This is a genomic window from Gemmatimonas sp., from assembly GCF_031426495.1.
Taxonomy (GTDB): domain Bacteria; phylum Gemmatimonadota; class Gemmatimonadetes; order Gemmatimonadales; family Gemmatimonadaceae; genus Gemmatimonas.
In genome coordinates, this window is the sequence record NZ_JANPLK010000082.1 from 44,346 (window position 1) to 58,704 (window position 14,359).

The 14,359-nt window shown below is 65.8% G+C and carries 12 protein-coding genes; 6 read left to right on the forward strand and 6 right to left on the reverse strand.

The genetic code is table 11. The features are described from left to right. Positions 1–10 precede the first annotated feature (10 nt). From RMP10_RS21130 to RMP10_RS21140, 3 genes are all read left to right on the forward strand, one after another. On the forward strand, positions 11–1,399 hold the full coding sequence (locus RMP10_RS21130) for a DUF1552 domain-containing protein (RefSeq protein ID WP_309668857.1): 1,389 nt from the start codon (positions 11–13) through the stop codon (positions 1,397–1,399). Beyond that, complete coding sequence (locus RMP10_RS21135) at positions 1,392–3,257, forward strand: ankyrin repeat domain-containing protein (protein ID WP_310572067.1); 1,866 nt, start codon at positions 1,392–1,394, stop codon at positions 3,255–3,257. The genes RMP10_RS21130 and RMP10_RS21135 overlap by 8 nt, the downstream gene beginning before the upstream one ends. A gap of 446 nt (positions 3,258–3,703) precedes the next feature. Beyond that, positions 3,704–4,114: a hypothetical protein gene (locus RMP10_RS21140; RefSeq protein WP_310572068.1), complete on the forward strand. Its 411-nt coding sequence runs from the start codon at positions 3,704–3,706 to the stop codon at positions 4,112–4,114. 159 nt (positions 4,115–4,273) lie between these two features. Here the strand turns inward: RMP10_RS21140 and RMP10_RS21145 are convergent, their stop codons facing one another. From RMP10_RS21145 to RMP10_RS21170, 6 genes are all read right to left on the reverse strand, one after another. Continuing rightward, positions 4,274–4,816: a hypothetical protein gene (locus RMP10_RS21145; RefSeq protein WP_310572069.1), complete on the reverse strand. Its 543-nt coding sequence runs from the start codon at positions 4,814–4,816 to the stop codon at positions 4,274–4,276. A gap of 65 nt (positions 4,817–4,881) precedes the next feature. Then, positions 4,882–6,558 (reverse strand): S8 family serine peptidase, encoded by a 1,677-nt coding sequence (locus RMP10_RS21150; RefSeq protein ID WP_310572070.1) that lies wholly within the window; start codon positions 6,556–6,558, stop codon positions 4,882–4,884. A 116-nt stretch (positions 6,559–6,674) separates the two neighbouring features. Then, on the reverse strand, positions 6,675–7,814 hold the full coding sequence (locus RMP10_RS21155) for a carboxypeptidase-like regulatory domain-containing protein (protein WP_310572071.1): 1,140 nt from the start codon (positions 7,812–7,814) through the stop codon (positions 6,675–6,677). Between the two features lie 180 nt (positions 7,815–7,994). After that, complete coding sequence (locus RMP10_RS21160; RefSeq protein WP_310572072.1) at positions 7,995–9,530, reverse strand: deoxyribodipyrimidine photo-lyase/cryptochrome family protein; 1,536 nt, start codon at positions 9,528–9,530, stop codon at positions 7,995–7,997. A 46-nt stretch (positions 9,531–9,576) separates the two neighbouring features. Beyond that, on the reverse strand, positions 9,577–10,290 hold the full coding sequence (locus RMP10_RS21165) for a hypothetical protein (protein WP_310572073.1): 714 nt from the start codon (positions 10,288–10,290) through the stop codon (positions 9,577–9,579). Positions 10,291–10,397: 107 nt separating this feature from the next. Next, on the reverse strand, positions 10,398–10,874 hold the full coding sequence (locus RMP10_RS21170; protein ID WP_309668865.1) for an Rrf2 family transcriptional regulator: 477 nt from the start codon (positions 10,872–10,874) through the stop codon (positions 10,398–10,400). A 170-nt stretch (positions 10,875–11,044) separates the two neighbouring features. Here RMP10_RS21170 and RMP10_RS21175 point away from each other — a divergent pair, with 170 nt between their 5' ends. The 3 genes from RMP10_RS21175 (at position 11,045) to RMP10_RS21185 (ending at position 14,350) form a co-directional block, all read left to right on the forward strand. Beyond that, complete coding sequence (locus RMP10_RS21175) at positions 11,045–11,740, forward strand: energy transducer TonB (protein ID WP_310572074.1); 696 nt, start codon at positions 11,045–11,047, stop codon at positions 11,738–11,740. Between the two features lie 107 nt (positions 11,741–11,847). Further along, on the forward strand, positions 11,848–13,680 hold the full coding sequence (locus tag RMP10_RS21180) for an amidase (RefSeq protein ID WP_310572075.1): 1,833 nt from the start codon (positions 11,848–11,850) through the stop codon (positions 13,678–13,680). A 7-nt stretch (positions 13,681–13,687) separates the two neighbouring features. Next, the gene (locus RMP10_RS21185) at positions 13,688–14,350 is read left to right on the forward strand and encodes a DUF1707 domain-containing protein (RefSeq protein WP_310572076.1); all 663 of its coding nucleotides are present in this window, start codon (positions 13,688–13,690) and stop codon (positions 14,348–14,350) included. Positions 14,351–14,359 lie beyond the last annotated feature (9 nt).

Consider the following 14,359-nt stretch of genomic DNA (forward strand, 5'->3'; position numbering starts at 1 on the left):
AGCAACAGTTATGCAGTTTTTGACGGGAAAGGCGATGCCTCGCCGACAGTTCGTGCAGTCGCTCAGCGCGACCATCGCGCTGCCGTACTTGAATGCCATGGTCCCGCGCGGCCAGAGCATCATGGGCTCCGCCAACGCGGCGCCACGACTGATCGCGATCGAAATGGTGCACGGTGCCGCCGGCTCGAACGACATCGGCTCGAAGCTCAACTTCTGGTCGCCGGCCGCGACCGGTCGTGACTTCGACCTATCGCCGTCGGCGTTGTCCTCGCTGGACAAGTACCGCGAGTACATGACGATCATCAGCAACACCGACGTGCGCGAAGCCGAGCCGGCGGCGCCGCCCGAGATCGGCGGTGACCACTTCCGCTCGAGCGCGACGTTCCTCACACAGACGCACCCGAAGCAGACCGAAGGCTCCGACGTCAAGATTGCCACGTCGCTCGATCAGCTCTATGCGCAGCGCTTCGGACAGGAGACGCCGATCCCCTCCATGCAGCTGTGCATCGAGAACGTCGATCAGGCGGGCGGCTGCTCGTACGGCTATGCCTGCGTGTACACGGACTCGATCAGCTGGAAGTCCCCCACCGAACCGCTGCCGGTCATTCGCGATCCGCGGGTGGCCTTCGAGAAGCTCTTCGGCGTGGGCGGCAACAGCGCCGAGCGCGCCGACCGTCGGCGCTCGCGCCGCAGCATTCTCGACTTCGTGTCGGGGCAGATGACGTCACTGTCGCGCGGGCTCGATGCCGACGACCGTCACCGCATGGACCGCTACCTCACGGATATCCGCGAGGTCGAGCGCCGTATTCAGATGGTGGAAGCGCGCAACACGAGCGGCGAGGAACGGCAGCTGGCCGCCGCGCCGGCGGGTGTGCCCGATTCATTCAAGGAACACGTCGAACTGATGTTCGACATTCAGGCGTTGGCGTTCGCGGCCGATGTGACGCGCGTGTTCTCGTTCAAGATGAGCCGCGACGGCACCAGTCGCACCTATCCGGAAAGCGGCACTGACAAGGGATTCCACCCGGCGTCGCACCACGGCGGCGGGGAGAAGGGTGTGCGCGACTTCCAGCTGCTCAACAAGTACCATGTGTCGATGCTGCCGTATCTGCTCGACAAGTTGAAAAGCATCCAGGAAGGCGAGAGCAACATGCTCGACAAGACGATGATCATCTACGGTTCGCCGATGGGCGACCCGAACGTGCACAACCATCGTCGCTGCCCGCTCATGCTGCTCGGCAAGGCCGAGAATCGTCTCGCCGGCAACCTGCATATCAAGGCGCCGGACGGTACGCCGATGGCGAATGCCATGCTCAGCATGATGCACACGCTCGGCATGAACGACCTCACCACGTTTGGTGACAGCACAGGTGCCCTCAACCTGAATTCCCATGCCTAAGCAGGTGGCGGGACACGTCGTGCTGCGCGCCCCGAAGCGGCTGGCTACGGTGGGAATGGCGCTGGGCGCGGCCCTGCTGCTGTCCGCAGGCAATCCGTCGTCGGACTCGCCGCTGGCGGATGCCGTCATGCGCGGCGACAGCGCCGGGCTGCGTGTGCTGCTCAAGCAGGGCGTCGACGTGAACGAAGTGCAGGGCGATGGCATGACCGCGCTGCATTGGGCGGCGTCGCGCGGCAATCTTGCCGCGACGCACATGCTCGTTTCCGCTGGTGCGCGGTTGGATCCGGTCACGCGCAACGGCAACTACACGCCGTTGCATCTGGCCGCGCAGAACGGACGCGCCGAGACGGTGAAGGCACTCTTGGCCGCGGGGGCAGACGTGAATGCCGCCACCTCGTCCGGTGGCGCTTCGGCACTGCACTTCGCGGCCTCGAGCGGTGATGCGGCCACGATCGACGCGCTGGTCGACAAGGGTGCCTCGGTGAACGTACGTGAAGCGGCGTTCTCGCAGACGCCGCTCATGTGGGCGGCGGCGGCCAATCGCGTGTCGGCGATTACCGCGCTGGTGAAGCGCGGCGCCGACATCGAAGCGGAAACGCGTACGCAGAGCATCCCCGAGCAGGAGAAGAAAGATCGCGCGTACCTGGTCACGCGCTCGCGTAGAATGGCGGCGATGAAATCGGCGGAAGCGTTGTTGGCGCCTGCCGCGGTTGCGGCCGCGCCCTTGGCCGCACCGGTGCCCGCATCCGCCACGATGCCGAGAACGGCCGTCCCCACTGCCGTCGCGGCCGCCCCAACCGGCAACTCCGACACGCGCATCACCCCGACGGCAGGCGATCGCCGGCAGCGTGGTCCGTCGTACGGAGATCTGGTAGGCAGCAAGGGTGGCAACACCGCATTGTTGCTGGCGGTGCGTGATGGCCAGTCGGCCGCCGTGAATGCGCTGTTGATGGCGGGAGCGAAGGTGAATCACGCCAGCGCCGGTGACAGCACCACGCCGCTCTTGATGGCGACGATCAACGGGCGCTTCGATCTGGCCAAGACCCTGCTCGATCGCGGCGCCGATCCAATGCTCGCGAGTACGGCCAACGCCACGCCGCTGTATGCGGTCATCAATGTGGTGTGGGCGCCGAAGGCAGCGTATCCGCAGCCGGTGGCGCAATATCAGTCGAACGTCAGCTATCTCGAACTGATGGAAGCGCTGATCAAGGCCGGCGCCGATGTGAACGTGCGGCTTACGAAGCACCTGTGGTACATGTCGTACAACTTCGACCAGCTCAGTGTCAGCACGGCTGGCGCCACCCCGTTCTGGCGCGCGGCGTACGGCACCGATCTCGAGGCAATGAAGTTGTTGCTGAAGTACGGCGCCGATCCGAACGTGGCCACGATCAAGCCGGCCGGTCGCTTGCCCGGCTCCGAAGAGCTCGATGCCGATGTGGCGGCAGGGAAGGACCCGTCAGGATTGCCGCCGGTACCCGACAACGGCCCAGGTGTGCTCGCAATTCATGCGGCCAGCGGCGCCGGCTACGGCGAAGGCTTTGCCGCCAACGCGCATCGTCATGCACCAGACAGCTGGGTGCCCACGGTCAAGTTTCTGGTGGAAGAGCTCAAGGCGGACGTGAATGCCCGCGACTTCAAGGGCTACACGCCGTTGCATCACGCGGCGGCGCGCGGTGACAACGACTTGATCAAGTATCTCGTGAGCAAGGGCGCCGACGTCATGGCCGTCGCCCGTACCGGTCAGACCACGGTCGATATGGCCAACGGTGCGGTGCAGCGTATTCCGCCGTTCCTCGACACCATCGAACTACTCGAGAAGATGGGCGCGAAGAACAATCACAAGTGCAAGAGCTGCTGATGCGGGATTAGCGTTTTGTCACCGGTGGCGAATCGTTCCACGATGCCGTCACGGTGATGCGCATACCGACGGGCGTACGCACGAACACTCGTGTCGATACGCCCGTCAGCGTATCACCGGGTGCGGCACGCCGATGTAGCGGTAGTAGCCGTATACCACGCCCAACCCGCGATTGGTGGGGGACAAAGCGGACGGTACGTTGCGACCGTCAGACTCTCGTCAGAAATAAGGTCGAGGTCGCCATTCGCGCGCCTTCCGTGCCCTTGCGCGCGCTCCACGAAGCCGCATGTTAGACCGTGCGCTTGGGGCGAAAGGCATGAATCGTTTGGGTCGGCGCACTGTGAAATCGACGAGAGTCCTCCACTTCTGCCCGAGGTATCGAGATGATGCACCGCTCTGTTTCCCCGTACTCGGCTCCGCGTGTGCTTGCTGCTTTCACCGTCGGAGTGGCGGCCCTGCTGTCGGCCTGCTCCGACGGTCCAACCTCCGTGCCGCTCGCTGACCCAGAGGCCCGATTCGCCCAAGGCGGCGTTAATAGCACCGGCTGTGCTCAAGACTCCAAATCGCTCGGGCTGATCAAGCTGAGCGCTGTGGACGCGCCGGACACGTGGTGGGGTATTACGAACGCCGGGTTTGCCGCCGCCGGTATCACGGACCCGAAGTCGTTTATCGAAAACGCGTTCGGACAGGAGTTCGAATCGGTTGAAGCCGCGGCGGCGTTTCTGGTTTTGCAGGTGAAACCATACGATCTGAACGGCAACGACTTGGTCTGCGCTTTCAGTACACGTGGTACCCGCACAGTGTACGGTGCTCCGAACGTGGCGCTCTATTTGTTTCGGGCGACGGACGATCGGTAGTGGATAGGCACGTCGCACCCGCATCGGCATCACGAGCTTGCCGCCAAGCGCTTCCCTCTCGCGCAGCGTTTCGTCGAACCCCGACACCATGATACTTCGAACTCCTCGAGAAGATGGGCGCGAAGAACAATCACAAGTGCAAGAGCTGCTGATGCGGGATTAGCGTTTTGTCACCGGTGGCGCATCGTTCCACGATGCCGTCACGGTGATGCGCATACCGACGGGCGTACGCACGAACACTCGTGTCGATACGCCCGTCAGCGTATCACCGGGTGCCGGCACGCCGATGTAGCGGTAGTAGCCGTATACCACGCCAGGAGCGACCGGGACCACGCGCATCTCTTTCACGATCAGCGTGTCCGGCCAGGCACTCTCGGTGATCGCTGGCCACCCTTCGTAGCCAGTTTCGAGGGCGGTCGGCGAATGCCGGACCAGCTGCGGCGTGTGCACGTAGGTGGCCAGATAGCGCGGCTTGTTACGGGTGTGAATCGCGGCGATGTTCTCGCGAAAGGTGGCCATTGCGTCGGCTGAGTCACGAGCGGCGCCGACTCGCGCCGCCGAGGTCACGCTCGCGCCTGTCGTGGCCTGTGCGGCGGCGACTCGCGTGGTCAGCATCGCCGCCGCGATGAGGGTGCCAGAGGCGACCAGTCGCCGAATCTGCGTGGCTGAGGATGTGGTTGTTGAGCGCGCGGTCATTCGCATGCGTTGCATTCGATGTTGGTGGTGGTGAGGCGGAGTACTGCTCAGAACGGTGCCGTGCCACAGACCTACGGCCGCGGCGCCACGCGCTGCAAGGCCAGCTTCACGGCGGCGTAGGCATCGATCACGCCGCCGGTACGCGACAGCGAGGTGAACTTCACTTTCGCACCATCACCCGGTCGCCGAACTTCGAGCTCGGGCAGCTTGCGCACCGACTCCAACAGAATGTCGCGCACCTGCATCGCGGTGAGTTCCGGGAAGTAGGCCATCAGCAACGCGGCCACTCCCGACACGACCGGCGCCGCCATACTGGTGCCGCTTTCGCGTTTGAGGACACTGCCCGGCACCGTGGAGAGAATATCGACGCCCGGCGCGAACAGGTCGACCTGCTCGCGTCCGTAGTTCGAGAACTCGGCTGGCAGCGACGCCAGCGGCTTCCAGCTCGAGGCGCCCACTTCGATCCAATTCGCTGCGCGCGTCCCGCCGCTGAGCACGGGCGTGGGAAATGACGGCGTCTGGTCGTTGTTCTCGCCTTCGTTGCCGGCCGCATGCACCAGCAGTACGCCCTTCGATTCGGCGTAGCGCACCGCGGAATCGACCGACGCCTTGGCGGGCGAGTAGGCTTTGCCGAAACTCATGTTCACGATCTGCGCCCCGTTGTCCACCGCGTAGCGGATCGCCCGCGCGACATCGACGTCGCGCTCGTCGCCGTCGGGTACCGCACGAACGGCCATGATGTCGACATTCGGGGCGATGCCCTGCATGGCCGCGCCATCGCCACGCCGCGCCCCGATGATGCCCGCCACATGCGTGCCGTGGGTCGCGTCGGGTCCCGTCACGTCGCGCGTACCGGCCACGCGCTGGGGCGAGCGCGGATTGAACAGCGTGTCGAGCGCGTACTTCGCCTGCGAGTCGTAGGCTTCGCGCGCCTTCGCGATTTCGCTGGCATTGAGACCATCCGCATCGAGCCGCAGCCACATCCGCTTGGCTTCTTCCACGTTGGCAGATGCCGGGCGCAGCGCGGTGACCGACGCCCGCGTGACCGGCGCACCGTTGAGGGCCGTGCCGAGCACGCGCTCGACACCGCGCAGAATTTCGTCGATGTTCTCCACCTGCAGGAGCGTGGACTTCACTTCCTTCGCCTTGTCTCGGTATTCCGACGCCAGGTCACTGCAGGCGGTGATGGGCGGCTTGGGCGTCAGCGCGCCGGCCGGCTGATTGCGGCACGCCGCGTACAAGCGCGTGAGCTCGAACGTGTCGTAGCGCACCGGGGTGCCGTCGGCGGTGGCGAGGGCATTCCAACCGAACACGTCATCGACTACGCCATTGCCATCGTCATCCTTGCCGTTGCCGGCGACCTCGCGCGGGTTCTTCCACAACGAGCTGGTGAGGCGGGTGTGCGCCGTATCGACGCCACCGTCCACGACGGCCACCACGACGCGACGACGTGGCTGCCGCGAGGCCAGCAATTCGCGAATCGCGCGTTCCGATCCCACACCCATCACGCGATCGGTATCGTAGTCGAGTCGCTGCCAATCGGCGCGCGCCGTGTCAGACGCGGCCGGTGCTGGCGGTGCTGGTGCCACCTGAATCGGGGCCTGCATCACCGGCTGCATGGCCGGCTCGGGCGTCGTGGTCACGGAGGCGCGCGCGCAGGCGCCAAGCGTAAGCACCAACGGCAGCGCGAGCGGGAGCAGCAGCGCGAACGGACGAGCAGGGAGTACAGCGAGCGAAGGACTCTGCATTGGTCGTGTTGGTCGAATCGGTGGTCGGCTTGGCATGCGACACGCCAGCCGCGGTCGTCACGGCATCTCCTTCTCTACCCCGCGGATGGCGAATGCTCCGTCCCGCGCGTCCAGCGTTAGCCGCTGGTGCCCATGCCATCGCACCAGAGTACGTCTCGGGTGAGCTGTGTGCGAGGTTGCCACGCCGGCGAGTTGTACGCACTCGCCATCGGCGCGTCGGGCGGCGCCGTGTCGAACCGATACGCCGTGAGCTGCTGCACTTCGACGGGATGACGCCGGCCACGTCCCTGAAATGGTTTCTGCCAGTTGATCGCGCACACACGATCGATCAGCGACAAGCCCGGCGTGATTTCCCGGAACGTGGTGGACACGGCCACCGTGCGGATGCCCTGCAGTCGGCGCGGCAAGCGTTCGGGGCGGCTCAGCTCGAGTTCCATACGCCGCAACTGCGCCGTGGCACTGTCCAGAAAGAAGGTGCCGTGGACATCGGGCGAGCGCAGCTTGTCGGCGGCGCGCACCTCGAGCCGCACCCAGGTCTCGGTGCCTTCGGCGACGACGCCCCCGAAGTGAAAACAGTGGTTGGCGAGGAACGACGGGGCGGCAATGTCTGATAGCACGGGAATCGACATCGTGGTCTCGGTCCGGCCACCGGGGGCCCGTTGTTCACGGACGACGCGACCGGGACGATAGCCCCCCAGCGACTTGCTCTCCGCCACCAGCGTATCGACGGTCTGCACGAACACGGTGCTGTCGGCGACGGCCGCCAGCACGCGCTGCGTCGCGTACCGAAAGGGATACTGCGAGGTGAGGAGACGAAATTGATCGGCGTTCTCCCGGAGCAGCTCCACGATGTCGAATACCGCCGGATCGCGCGCCCGGTCGGGCATGCCGGGTTTGGTGCAGACCTCGCGCGGGCGCACGAGCATGCCCGTGAGTTGCACCGGAATCTGGGACAGCGTGATCGAAGCCGATGTCACGAGGCCGGCCTCGATCACCACGCGACCGCGATGCGGCGCGAACCCGATACGACGCACCGCGATGTCATAGCTGCCAGCGGGAAGGGCGACGATGGTGGCGCGTCCGCCCGCGTCGGTAAAGCGCTCGATGCTACGGTCGGGCAGGGCCACCACGGCGTAGGGCAACGACACGCCGGTTTGCGTCGCGGTGACGGTCACGGCGAGCGTACCGGTGCCTTGCGCCAGCAGCACATGCGGAATCATCGCGGGCAACATCGCCCGCAACATCGCCCGTAGCATCGCCCGCAACATCGCTGGCGCAACGAAGTGGGCAACGCCGCTTACTGCCCGGACGAGACGTCGCAGGAACCTGACATGGTGCATCGGACCGTCACCGGTGAGTGACTACGGAGTTTTCAGTAGATTCCGAACAGTGCGGCCGCGTGCGCGCGCTGTCAACCGAAACGGCTATCGGGTGCGCTACCGTGTCCGCGCATCGAGCGGCGTTCTCCGCGAGCCGTGCCGATCGTACACGCGCTGCGCACTTCCTGATCGCTGTGCCGCCAGCTTGATCGCGTGCATACGGTCCCGCGCGAACGCATACGCCGTTTCGTGGTGCACGATCGGCAGCGGATAGTCCCGCCCGACGACACAGCCCGTCATCTGCTGCATCATGAGCGGCGTCTGCTCGGGGCGCACCAGATCGGCATCGGACAAGGCCGACAGTTCGGGCACCCACCGACGCACGAACGCACCCGCCGCGTCGTGCTCCTCGGCCTGCTTGTACGGATTGTAGATGCGGATCGTATTGATTCCGGTGGTGCCCGACTGCATCTGACACTGCGTCCAGTGAATGCCGGGTTCGTAGTCGGTGAACCAGCGCGCCAGCACCGGCCCGGTGTGTCGCCAGTCCAACCAGAGATGATAGCTCGCGAAGCTCATCACCATCGCCCGCATGCGGAACGTGAGCCAGCCGGTCACGCGCAGCGAACGCATGCAGGCATCCACCAACGGGTACCCGGTCTGGCCGTCGCGCCACGCACGCAGTCGCTCCGTATCCGGCTGCGCCGGGCGCAATCCGTCGAACACCGACGCGTAATGCGTGGTCTCGAGGCGCGGCTCGTCTTCGAGCTTCTGCATGAAGTGGCAATGCCAGTGCAGCCGAGAGGCAAAGCTTACCAGGCTCTGCGACCACTGCGCCGCATCGCCGTCATGCCGGATGCGCGTGTCGTCTCGCAGCTCACGCGCGCGCTGTCGGGCCGCCTGGTACGCCTGACGTACCGAGAGCGATCCAAAGGACAGCGCCACGGAAATCCGGCTGCACGTTGACGGTGCCTCGTTCGGGCTCGACATGGCGCGGCGATAGTCCTGTCCACGCGCCGACAGAAACGACTGCAGCAGCGCATGCCCGCGTGCCTCACCGCCTCGCTGCCAGTCCGACCACGGCGGCACAATGATCGCGCCGGTCGTCGTGCGCATGTCAGCCGGTAACGCCTGCAATGCCGCGCTCGTGGTCGCCGCATCCGGCGACCCGATTTGGTCTGGTGCGGGAACGACGCGCGATCGCATGCGCTGCTGCCAGGTCTCCGCCCAGCCGTCGCGCGACGCGAGCCGACGCACGACGCCGTTGCTGGGCAGTTCATGCATCGTGACGCCGGCATGCCTCGCCCACGCACGGACGCGTCGATCGCGCGCGTAGCTCAAGGCATTCCACGTTTCCTCATGGGCCCAGATCGCCGAGTAGCGGAGCACGCGGTGCAACGCGTCGAACACCTCGGGAAGTGCGCCGTGCAGCTCGATGAGGTGGCCACCTCGTGATTGCCAGGCGGCGCTGAGCTCGTCGAGCGCGTCACGCAGTACGCGTTCGTGCCGCACGTCGCGGTCGGCCGCGTGGTGTTGCTCCGTCTCGTGCACGTACACGCCCACCACAGGCCCGGCGTCCATCGCTCCCGCGAGCGGCGCGTGATCGGCGATGCGGAGATCGCGCTTATACCAGACGAGTTGCAGGGCGGGCATGTGCGAACCGAACAACGGGCGACCCTGCCGACGTTCCCGCGAGCGCTCAGCGTGCCGTGGTCTTGAACGCCATGGCCACAAGACAGCTGGGTGAGAACTGCTCGACCTGCTTGACGCGTCCGGCCGCATCGAACCGGTAGCGTATCACGGCTGCCCCGGCACCCTGTCCGTTCCGGGCGTCATCGACCAGCACCACGACCTGGTGCGCGTTGGCGGCGATGAATCGGGCCGCTCCGCCGCGTCCGTACAGCGCGCGGACTTGTTCGAGATTGCGCTGCATGGCGAGGGAGACGACGCGGATGCCGTCGTCGCGCGGTGCCCGCCGGTCGAATAGCGGGAGATCGTCGATGAACACGTCGAGGGTGTTCACGTCGCCGCGCTCGTCGAACGTCGGGATCGCTACGACCTGCACCGATGTTTCGCCGCCGCGGAGGCCCGTCCGGTGACCGTTTCGACGAGACTCGGCGGCTCGGATAGTGGTCCGCGAGAGCACGAGCAGACGGCCCTCGACGGTCGAGTATATCGCCACGGCGGCGCTGTCTTGAGTCGCCAGCCCGCCCAGCGCGGCGAGATGCGCGCGCACACTGTCGGCGCCGCGGATATCGCCGGCGAAACGGCTGCTACCGGGGATGTGCAGCACGACGTTCTCGGCGAACCGCCAGCCGCGGGGCGCCGGTGACGTCGGTGCGGCCACCTGCGCCAGCAGCGGCGTACCGAGGGCGCCTAGCCAGATCCCCGCGAGCGCGGCAGCGCGTCTCACGCGAGAGGGTAAAAGGTGCCAGTCACTGTTGCAAATGTGCTTTCGAATCGGTGACATATCGTCGTCTGCAGAATGGTGCGCTAAAGGAGAACGTGCGGTGAACGGGGCTATGACGCCTGAAGCGTCGACGGGCGGTGCAGGGCTCCTCGACGCTGCACGCGGTCCATGACCGCGCGTGACATGGAGTCGACCGTTACGGTGGACAGCGTGCGCAACAGGGCTTCTTCGGCGTCCGCGTAGAGTTCGTCGAGGTATTCGGCGATCACCGGCGCCACCTGACAGTTCTCACCGACGCAGCCGGCGTGACGACCGATCAGTGCACAATCGCGCTCCTCGACCGCCTCATACACCATGCGCATGGTGATCTCGCGCGGGTCACGGGCGAGGATCGACCCGCCGCCCACGCCCCGGCGGCTATCGACCAGTCCCGCCTGCTTGAGCTGGGACAGCACCCGCCGCACGACCACCGGATTCGTCCCCACACTTGAGGCGAGTTCGTCGGAGGTCGTGGCGCGCTGTTGCTCGCGTTCGGTAAACGCGATGATGCCCAGCACATGGGCGGCGACCGTGAGGCGGCTGTTCATGAGTGAATACGTAACAGCTCTTGATGCAAATAGGCAAGGGCGGACGGTCCGCTGCCGGTTACCGGCCTCGGCTATCGATCATTCCCCCCTTGCCAACCGGCGACACGCTCCGCATTGATCAAGTAGGTCCCGATGTCCCCGCCGTCGTCTCGCGCCCTCAGGGTAGCGACATGCCAAGAGCAAAAGTTCGTCTCACGTTGATCGAGTCGACTCGCCGGACCACGCTGCACGCCGTGGGCGCCGAGTTGTTCGGCATCAGCACGTACGCCGCGCTCGTTGCCGCCTCCATCATCGGCGCGCGCACGATGAACCGCATCGCCCCCACGCCATTGGTCGACGAGGCGGTGAGTTTCTTGGCCCCCCTCCGTCAGTCGGCACCGCCGCCGGTGCAGGAGTCGATTCAGTTCATCGGGCTCGGTGGCCTGAGCTCCGTATCCATCCCCGTGATCGAAACGTCGGCGCTCGGCCGGACGCCGGTCCCGCGCGGCAGTCTTGGTGACGTCGCGGGTGAGGAGCTCGAACTCCCCGATGCGTCGAACGATTCGGAGAAGGCGTACAGCGAAATCGAAGTCGACTCCACCGTCACGCTCGACCCCTCGGCCGAGGGCCCGCAGTATCCGCCAGCGCTGCTCAAGGCCGGTGTGCAGGGGGTGGTCTACGCGCGATTCGTCGTGGACACCATCGGTCACGTGGATACCGCGTCGCTAATAGTGCTCGACAAGCCCGAACCGGAGTTCGTGGCGGCGGTGCGCACGGCGCTCGTGAAGATGAAGTACCGGCCGGCGATCCTTCACGGGCGCGCGGTGTCGCAGCTGGTCGAACAGCCGTTCGTCTTCCGCATCCAGAATCCCGACGGGAGTCGTTAAGGGGCTCGGCGAGCGCAACGAAGCTCGCCACCGCGCGTACAGGGAGAGATATTCGGGGCGAGCGTTGAACGTCCCGTTCCGTTGTCTCTCTCTGTTGGAGCCCCTGCGTGGATAGCCCCCTGGATGTTCTGGAGCAGGCCGAAGCCGAACTGGCCGCCGCCGAGCACGATGAGTCGGTGACCGGTGTCGACCGTCGGCAATTCATGTTTTATTCGCTGGTGGCCGCGGCGGCGACCACCTTTGGCGCGCAGGCGGCCGGTGCACAGGGAGCGGTGGCGCGCGCGGGCGGCATGGGGAGCCTGGCCAGCGGCGCCGCGCAGCCTCCGCAAGTACCGCCCGTGTCGCTCGGCAACGGCGAAGCGCCCGCGCTGCAGTTCATGCCGTATCCCGGCGGTACCGGCGCGCTCATGGAGAAGGTGGTGCGCGAGAAAGGCGCGGCGGCGTTCGCGCGCACGCCGCACGCCGTCGAGAAGTGGAGCGGGGCGGTACCGACCAATCCCGACGATCTCGCCTTTCTGCCGGCGCATCGCATCTCGGCGCTGATCAAGGCGCGCAAGATCACGTCGCGGCAGATCACCGACATCTACCTCGCGCGCATCGAGAAGCTGAATCCGACGCTGAATTTCGTGGTCACGCTGCTCGCCTCGCAGGCGCGCGCCGAAGCCGACAAGGCCGACGCCGAGATCGCGGCTGGGAAGTATCGCGGTCCGTTGCATGGTGTGCCGTACGGTATCAAGGATCTATTTGCCGTGAAGGGCGTGCCCACTACGTGGGGCTCAATCGACTTCAAGGACCAGATTGCCGATGCCGATGCGGAGGTGGTCGTGCGTTTGCGAGGCGCCGGTGCGGTGTTGCTGGCGAAACTGGCCACAGGGTTGTTCGCGCAGAACGACTGGTGGTTCGGTGGACGCACGAACAACCCGTGGAACACGAACATCGGCTCGAGCGGCAGTTCCACGGGCCCTGGTTCTGCCACAGCGGCCGGCTGCGTAGCGTTTTCAATCGGCACGGAAACGCAAGGCTCGATCGTGTCACCGGCCATTCGCAACGGCATCAGTGCCCTCCGCCCCACGTTCGGTCGCGTGAGCCGGCACGGTGGCATGGTGCTGGCGTGGTCGATGGATCGCGTAGGGCCCATGTGCCGCACCGCCGAAGACTGCGCGATGGTGTTCAGTGTGCTGCACGGCGTGGACGAGAAGGATGCGAGCACGGTGACCATGCCGTTCCAGTTCGATCGCAATCTCAAGCTTGCATCGCTGCGCATTGGCGTTGATCCGGCTGCTCCGAAGGAGCTGGTGGACACACTGCGCGGGCTCGGCATGAATCCCAAGACGATCGGCGCACGCCCGACGGTGGCGGGTGGTCAGGGTGCGCTGGGTGTGGAGTCGGCGGCCGCTTTCGATTTCTTCGTGCAGCGTAAGGCGAAGGAGATGGGGCTCGACCTGAATACGATCTTCGACACACCGCGTACCGGGAACGCACCGTACGGCAACCACGTGGCCTCGTTGCCCAAGGGCGTTGAAGCTGGAGCGACCAACCCCATGGCCGCGGCCGACTGGAATCCGCGCTTCTTCGGCGGTCGTGCCACCCGCGGCTTCGACTTCATACAAGGTCAGCGTCGACGCATGCTGCTGGTGGCCAAGTGGGGCGAGTTCATGAAGGATCTCGATCTGTTCATTGCCGGACCGAACGCCGACGTGGGGGCCAACGCGCAGACGGGCCATCCGTGCGCGGTGTTGCCGTACAAGTTCGACGTGCCGCAGTTCGGCGGTGGCGGTGGTGGTGGTGGTGCGAATGCCGCCACGCCGGCGCCGGTGTACAAGGCGCAACCCATCTGCGGCGTGATCACCGGCAACCTGTACAACGACGATCTCATTCTCTCGGTGGCCCATCAGTTCCAGAAGGCCACGGATATCCATACCAAGCGCCCCGCACTCTGATGCAGCGATGACGGGAGTTCCGTATGCTCCTGCTGCACTGACTGATGTGCAGCGGGACTATGTGATACAGGTGTTGTCGGCGGCATTCGCGACCGACCGGCTGTCGATGGAACAGCTCGATGAGCGATTGACCGCCGTGTACCGCGCGCGATCACTCGGCGAGCTGGAGGTGCTGCTGGCGGATCCGGCCGAGACGAATCGCTCGCTGGCCGATCAGGCGTCGATCAATCGGGTCGCGGCCGATCCTGTGGTGCCGGCACGCGGTGCGGCGCTGGCCATCATGGGTGGCTTCGACCGGAGCGGCAGCTGGATCGTCCCACGGCATCTGCGCGTGGTCGCCGTGATGGGTGGCGGTCAGCTCGACCTGCGTGACGCGAAGCTGGGCGCTGGCACCACCGAGATCGAGATCCTCACCTTCTGGGGCGGCGTCGACATCCTCGTCCCCACCGGCGTGCGCGTCGAAGTGACGGGCATGGCGGTGATGGGCGGCTTTTCGGTGCGCGGCGCGCAGGCCACGGAAGATCCGAATGCGCCGGTGCTGCGCATCAGCGGCCTCGCGGTGATGGCCGGCGTCGATGTGAAGCACAAAGGGCGCGACAAGCACAGCGAGAAGCGCTACCTCCAGGCGCTCGAGCGGGCGCAGAAACTGCGACTCCGCTCGGGCGGCTGAAGACATCGG

Bases quoted from the DNA above. Each gene is read 5' to 3' on its own strand.
- RMP10_RS21150 (WP_310572070.1), bottom strand. From the start codon at position 6,558: ATGCAGAGTCCTTCGCTCGCTGTACTCCCTGCTCGTCCGTTCGCGCTG.
- RMP10_RS21170 (WP_309668865.1), bottom strand. From the start codon at position 10,874: ATGAACAGCCGCCTCACGGTCGCCGCCCATGTGCTGGGCATCATCGCG.
- RMP10_RS21145 (WP_310572069.1), bottom strand. From the start codon at position 4,816: ATGCGAATGACCGCGCGCTCAACAACCACATCCTCAGCCACGCAGATT.
- RMP10_RS21160 (WP_310572072.1), bottom strand. From the start codon at position 9,530: ATGCCCGCCCTGCAACTCGTCTGGTATAAGCGCGATCTCCGCATCGCC.
- RMP10_RS21175 (WP_310572074.1), top strand. From the start codon at position 11,045: ATGCCAAGAGCAAAAGTTCGTCTCACGTTGATCGAGTCGACTCGCCGG.
- RMP10_RS21135 (WP_310572067.1), top strand. From the start codon at position 1,392: ATGCCTAAGCAGGTGGCGGGACACGTCGTGCTGCGCGCCCCGAAGCGG.
- RMP10_RS21185 (WP_310572076.1), top strand. From the start codon at position 13,688: ATGACGGGAGTTCCGTATGCTCCTGCTGCACTGACTGATGTGCAGCGG.
- RMP10_RS21155 (WP_310572071.1), bottom strand. From the start codon at position 7,814: ATGCTACGGGCGATGTTGCGGGCGATGTTGCCCGCGATGATTCCGCAT.
- RMP10_RS21130 (WP_309668857.1), top strand. From the start codon at position 11: ATGCAGTTTTTGACGGGAAAGGCGATGCCTCGCCGACAGTTCGTGCAG.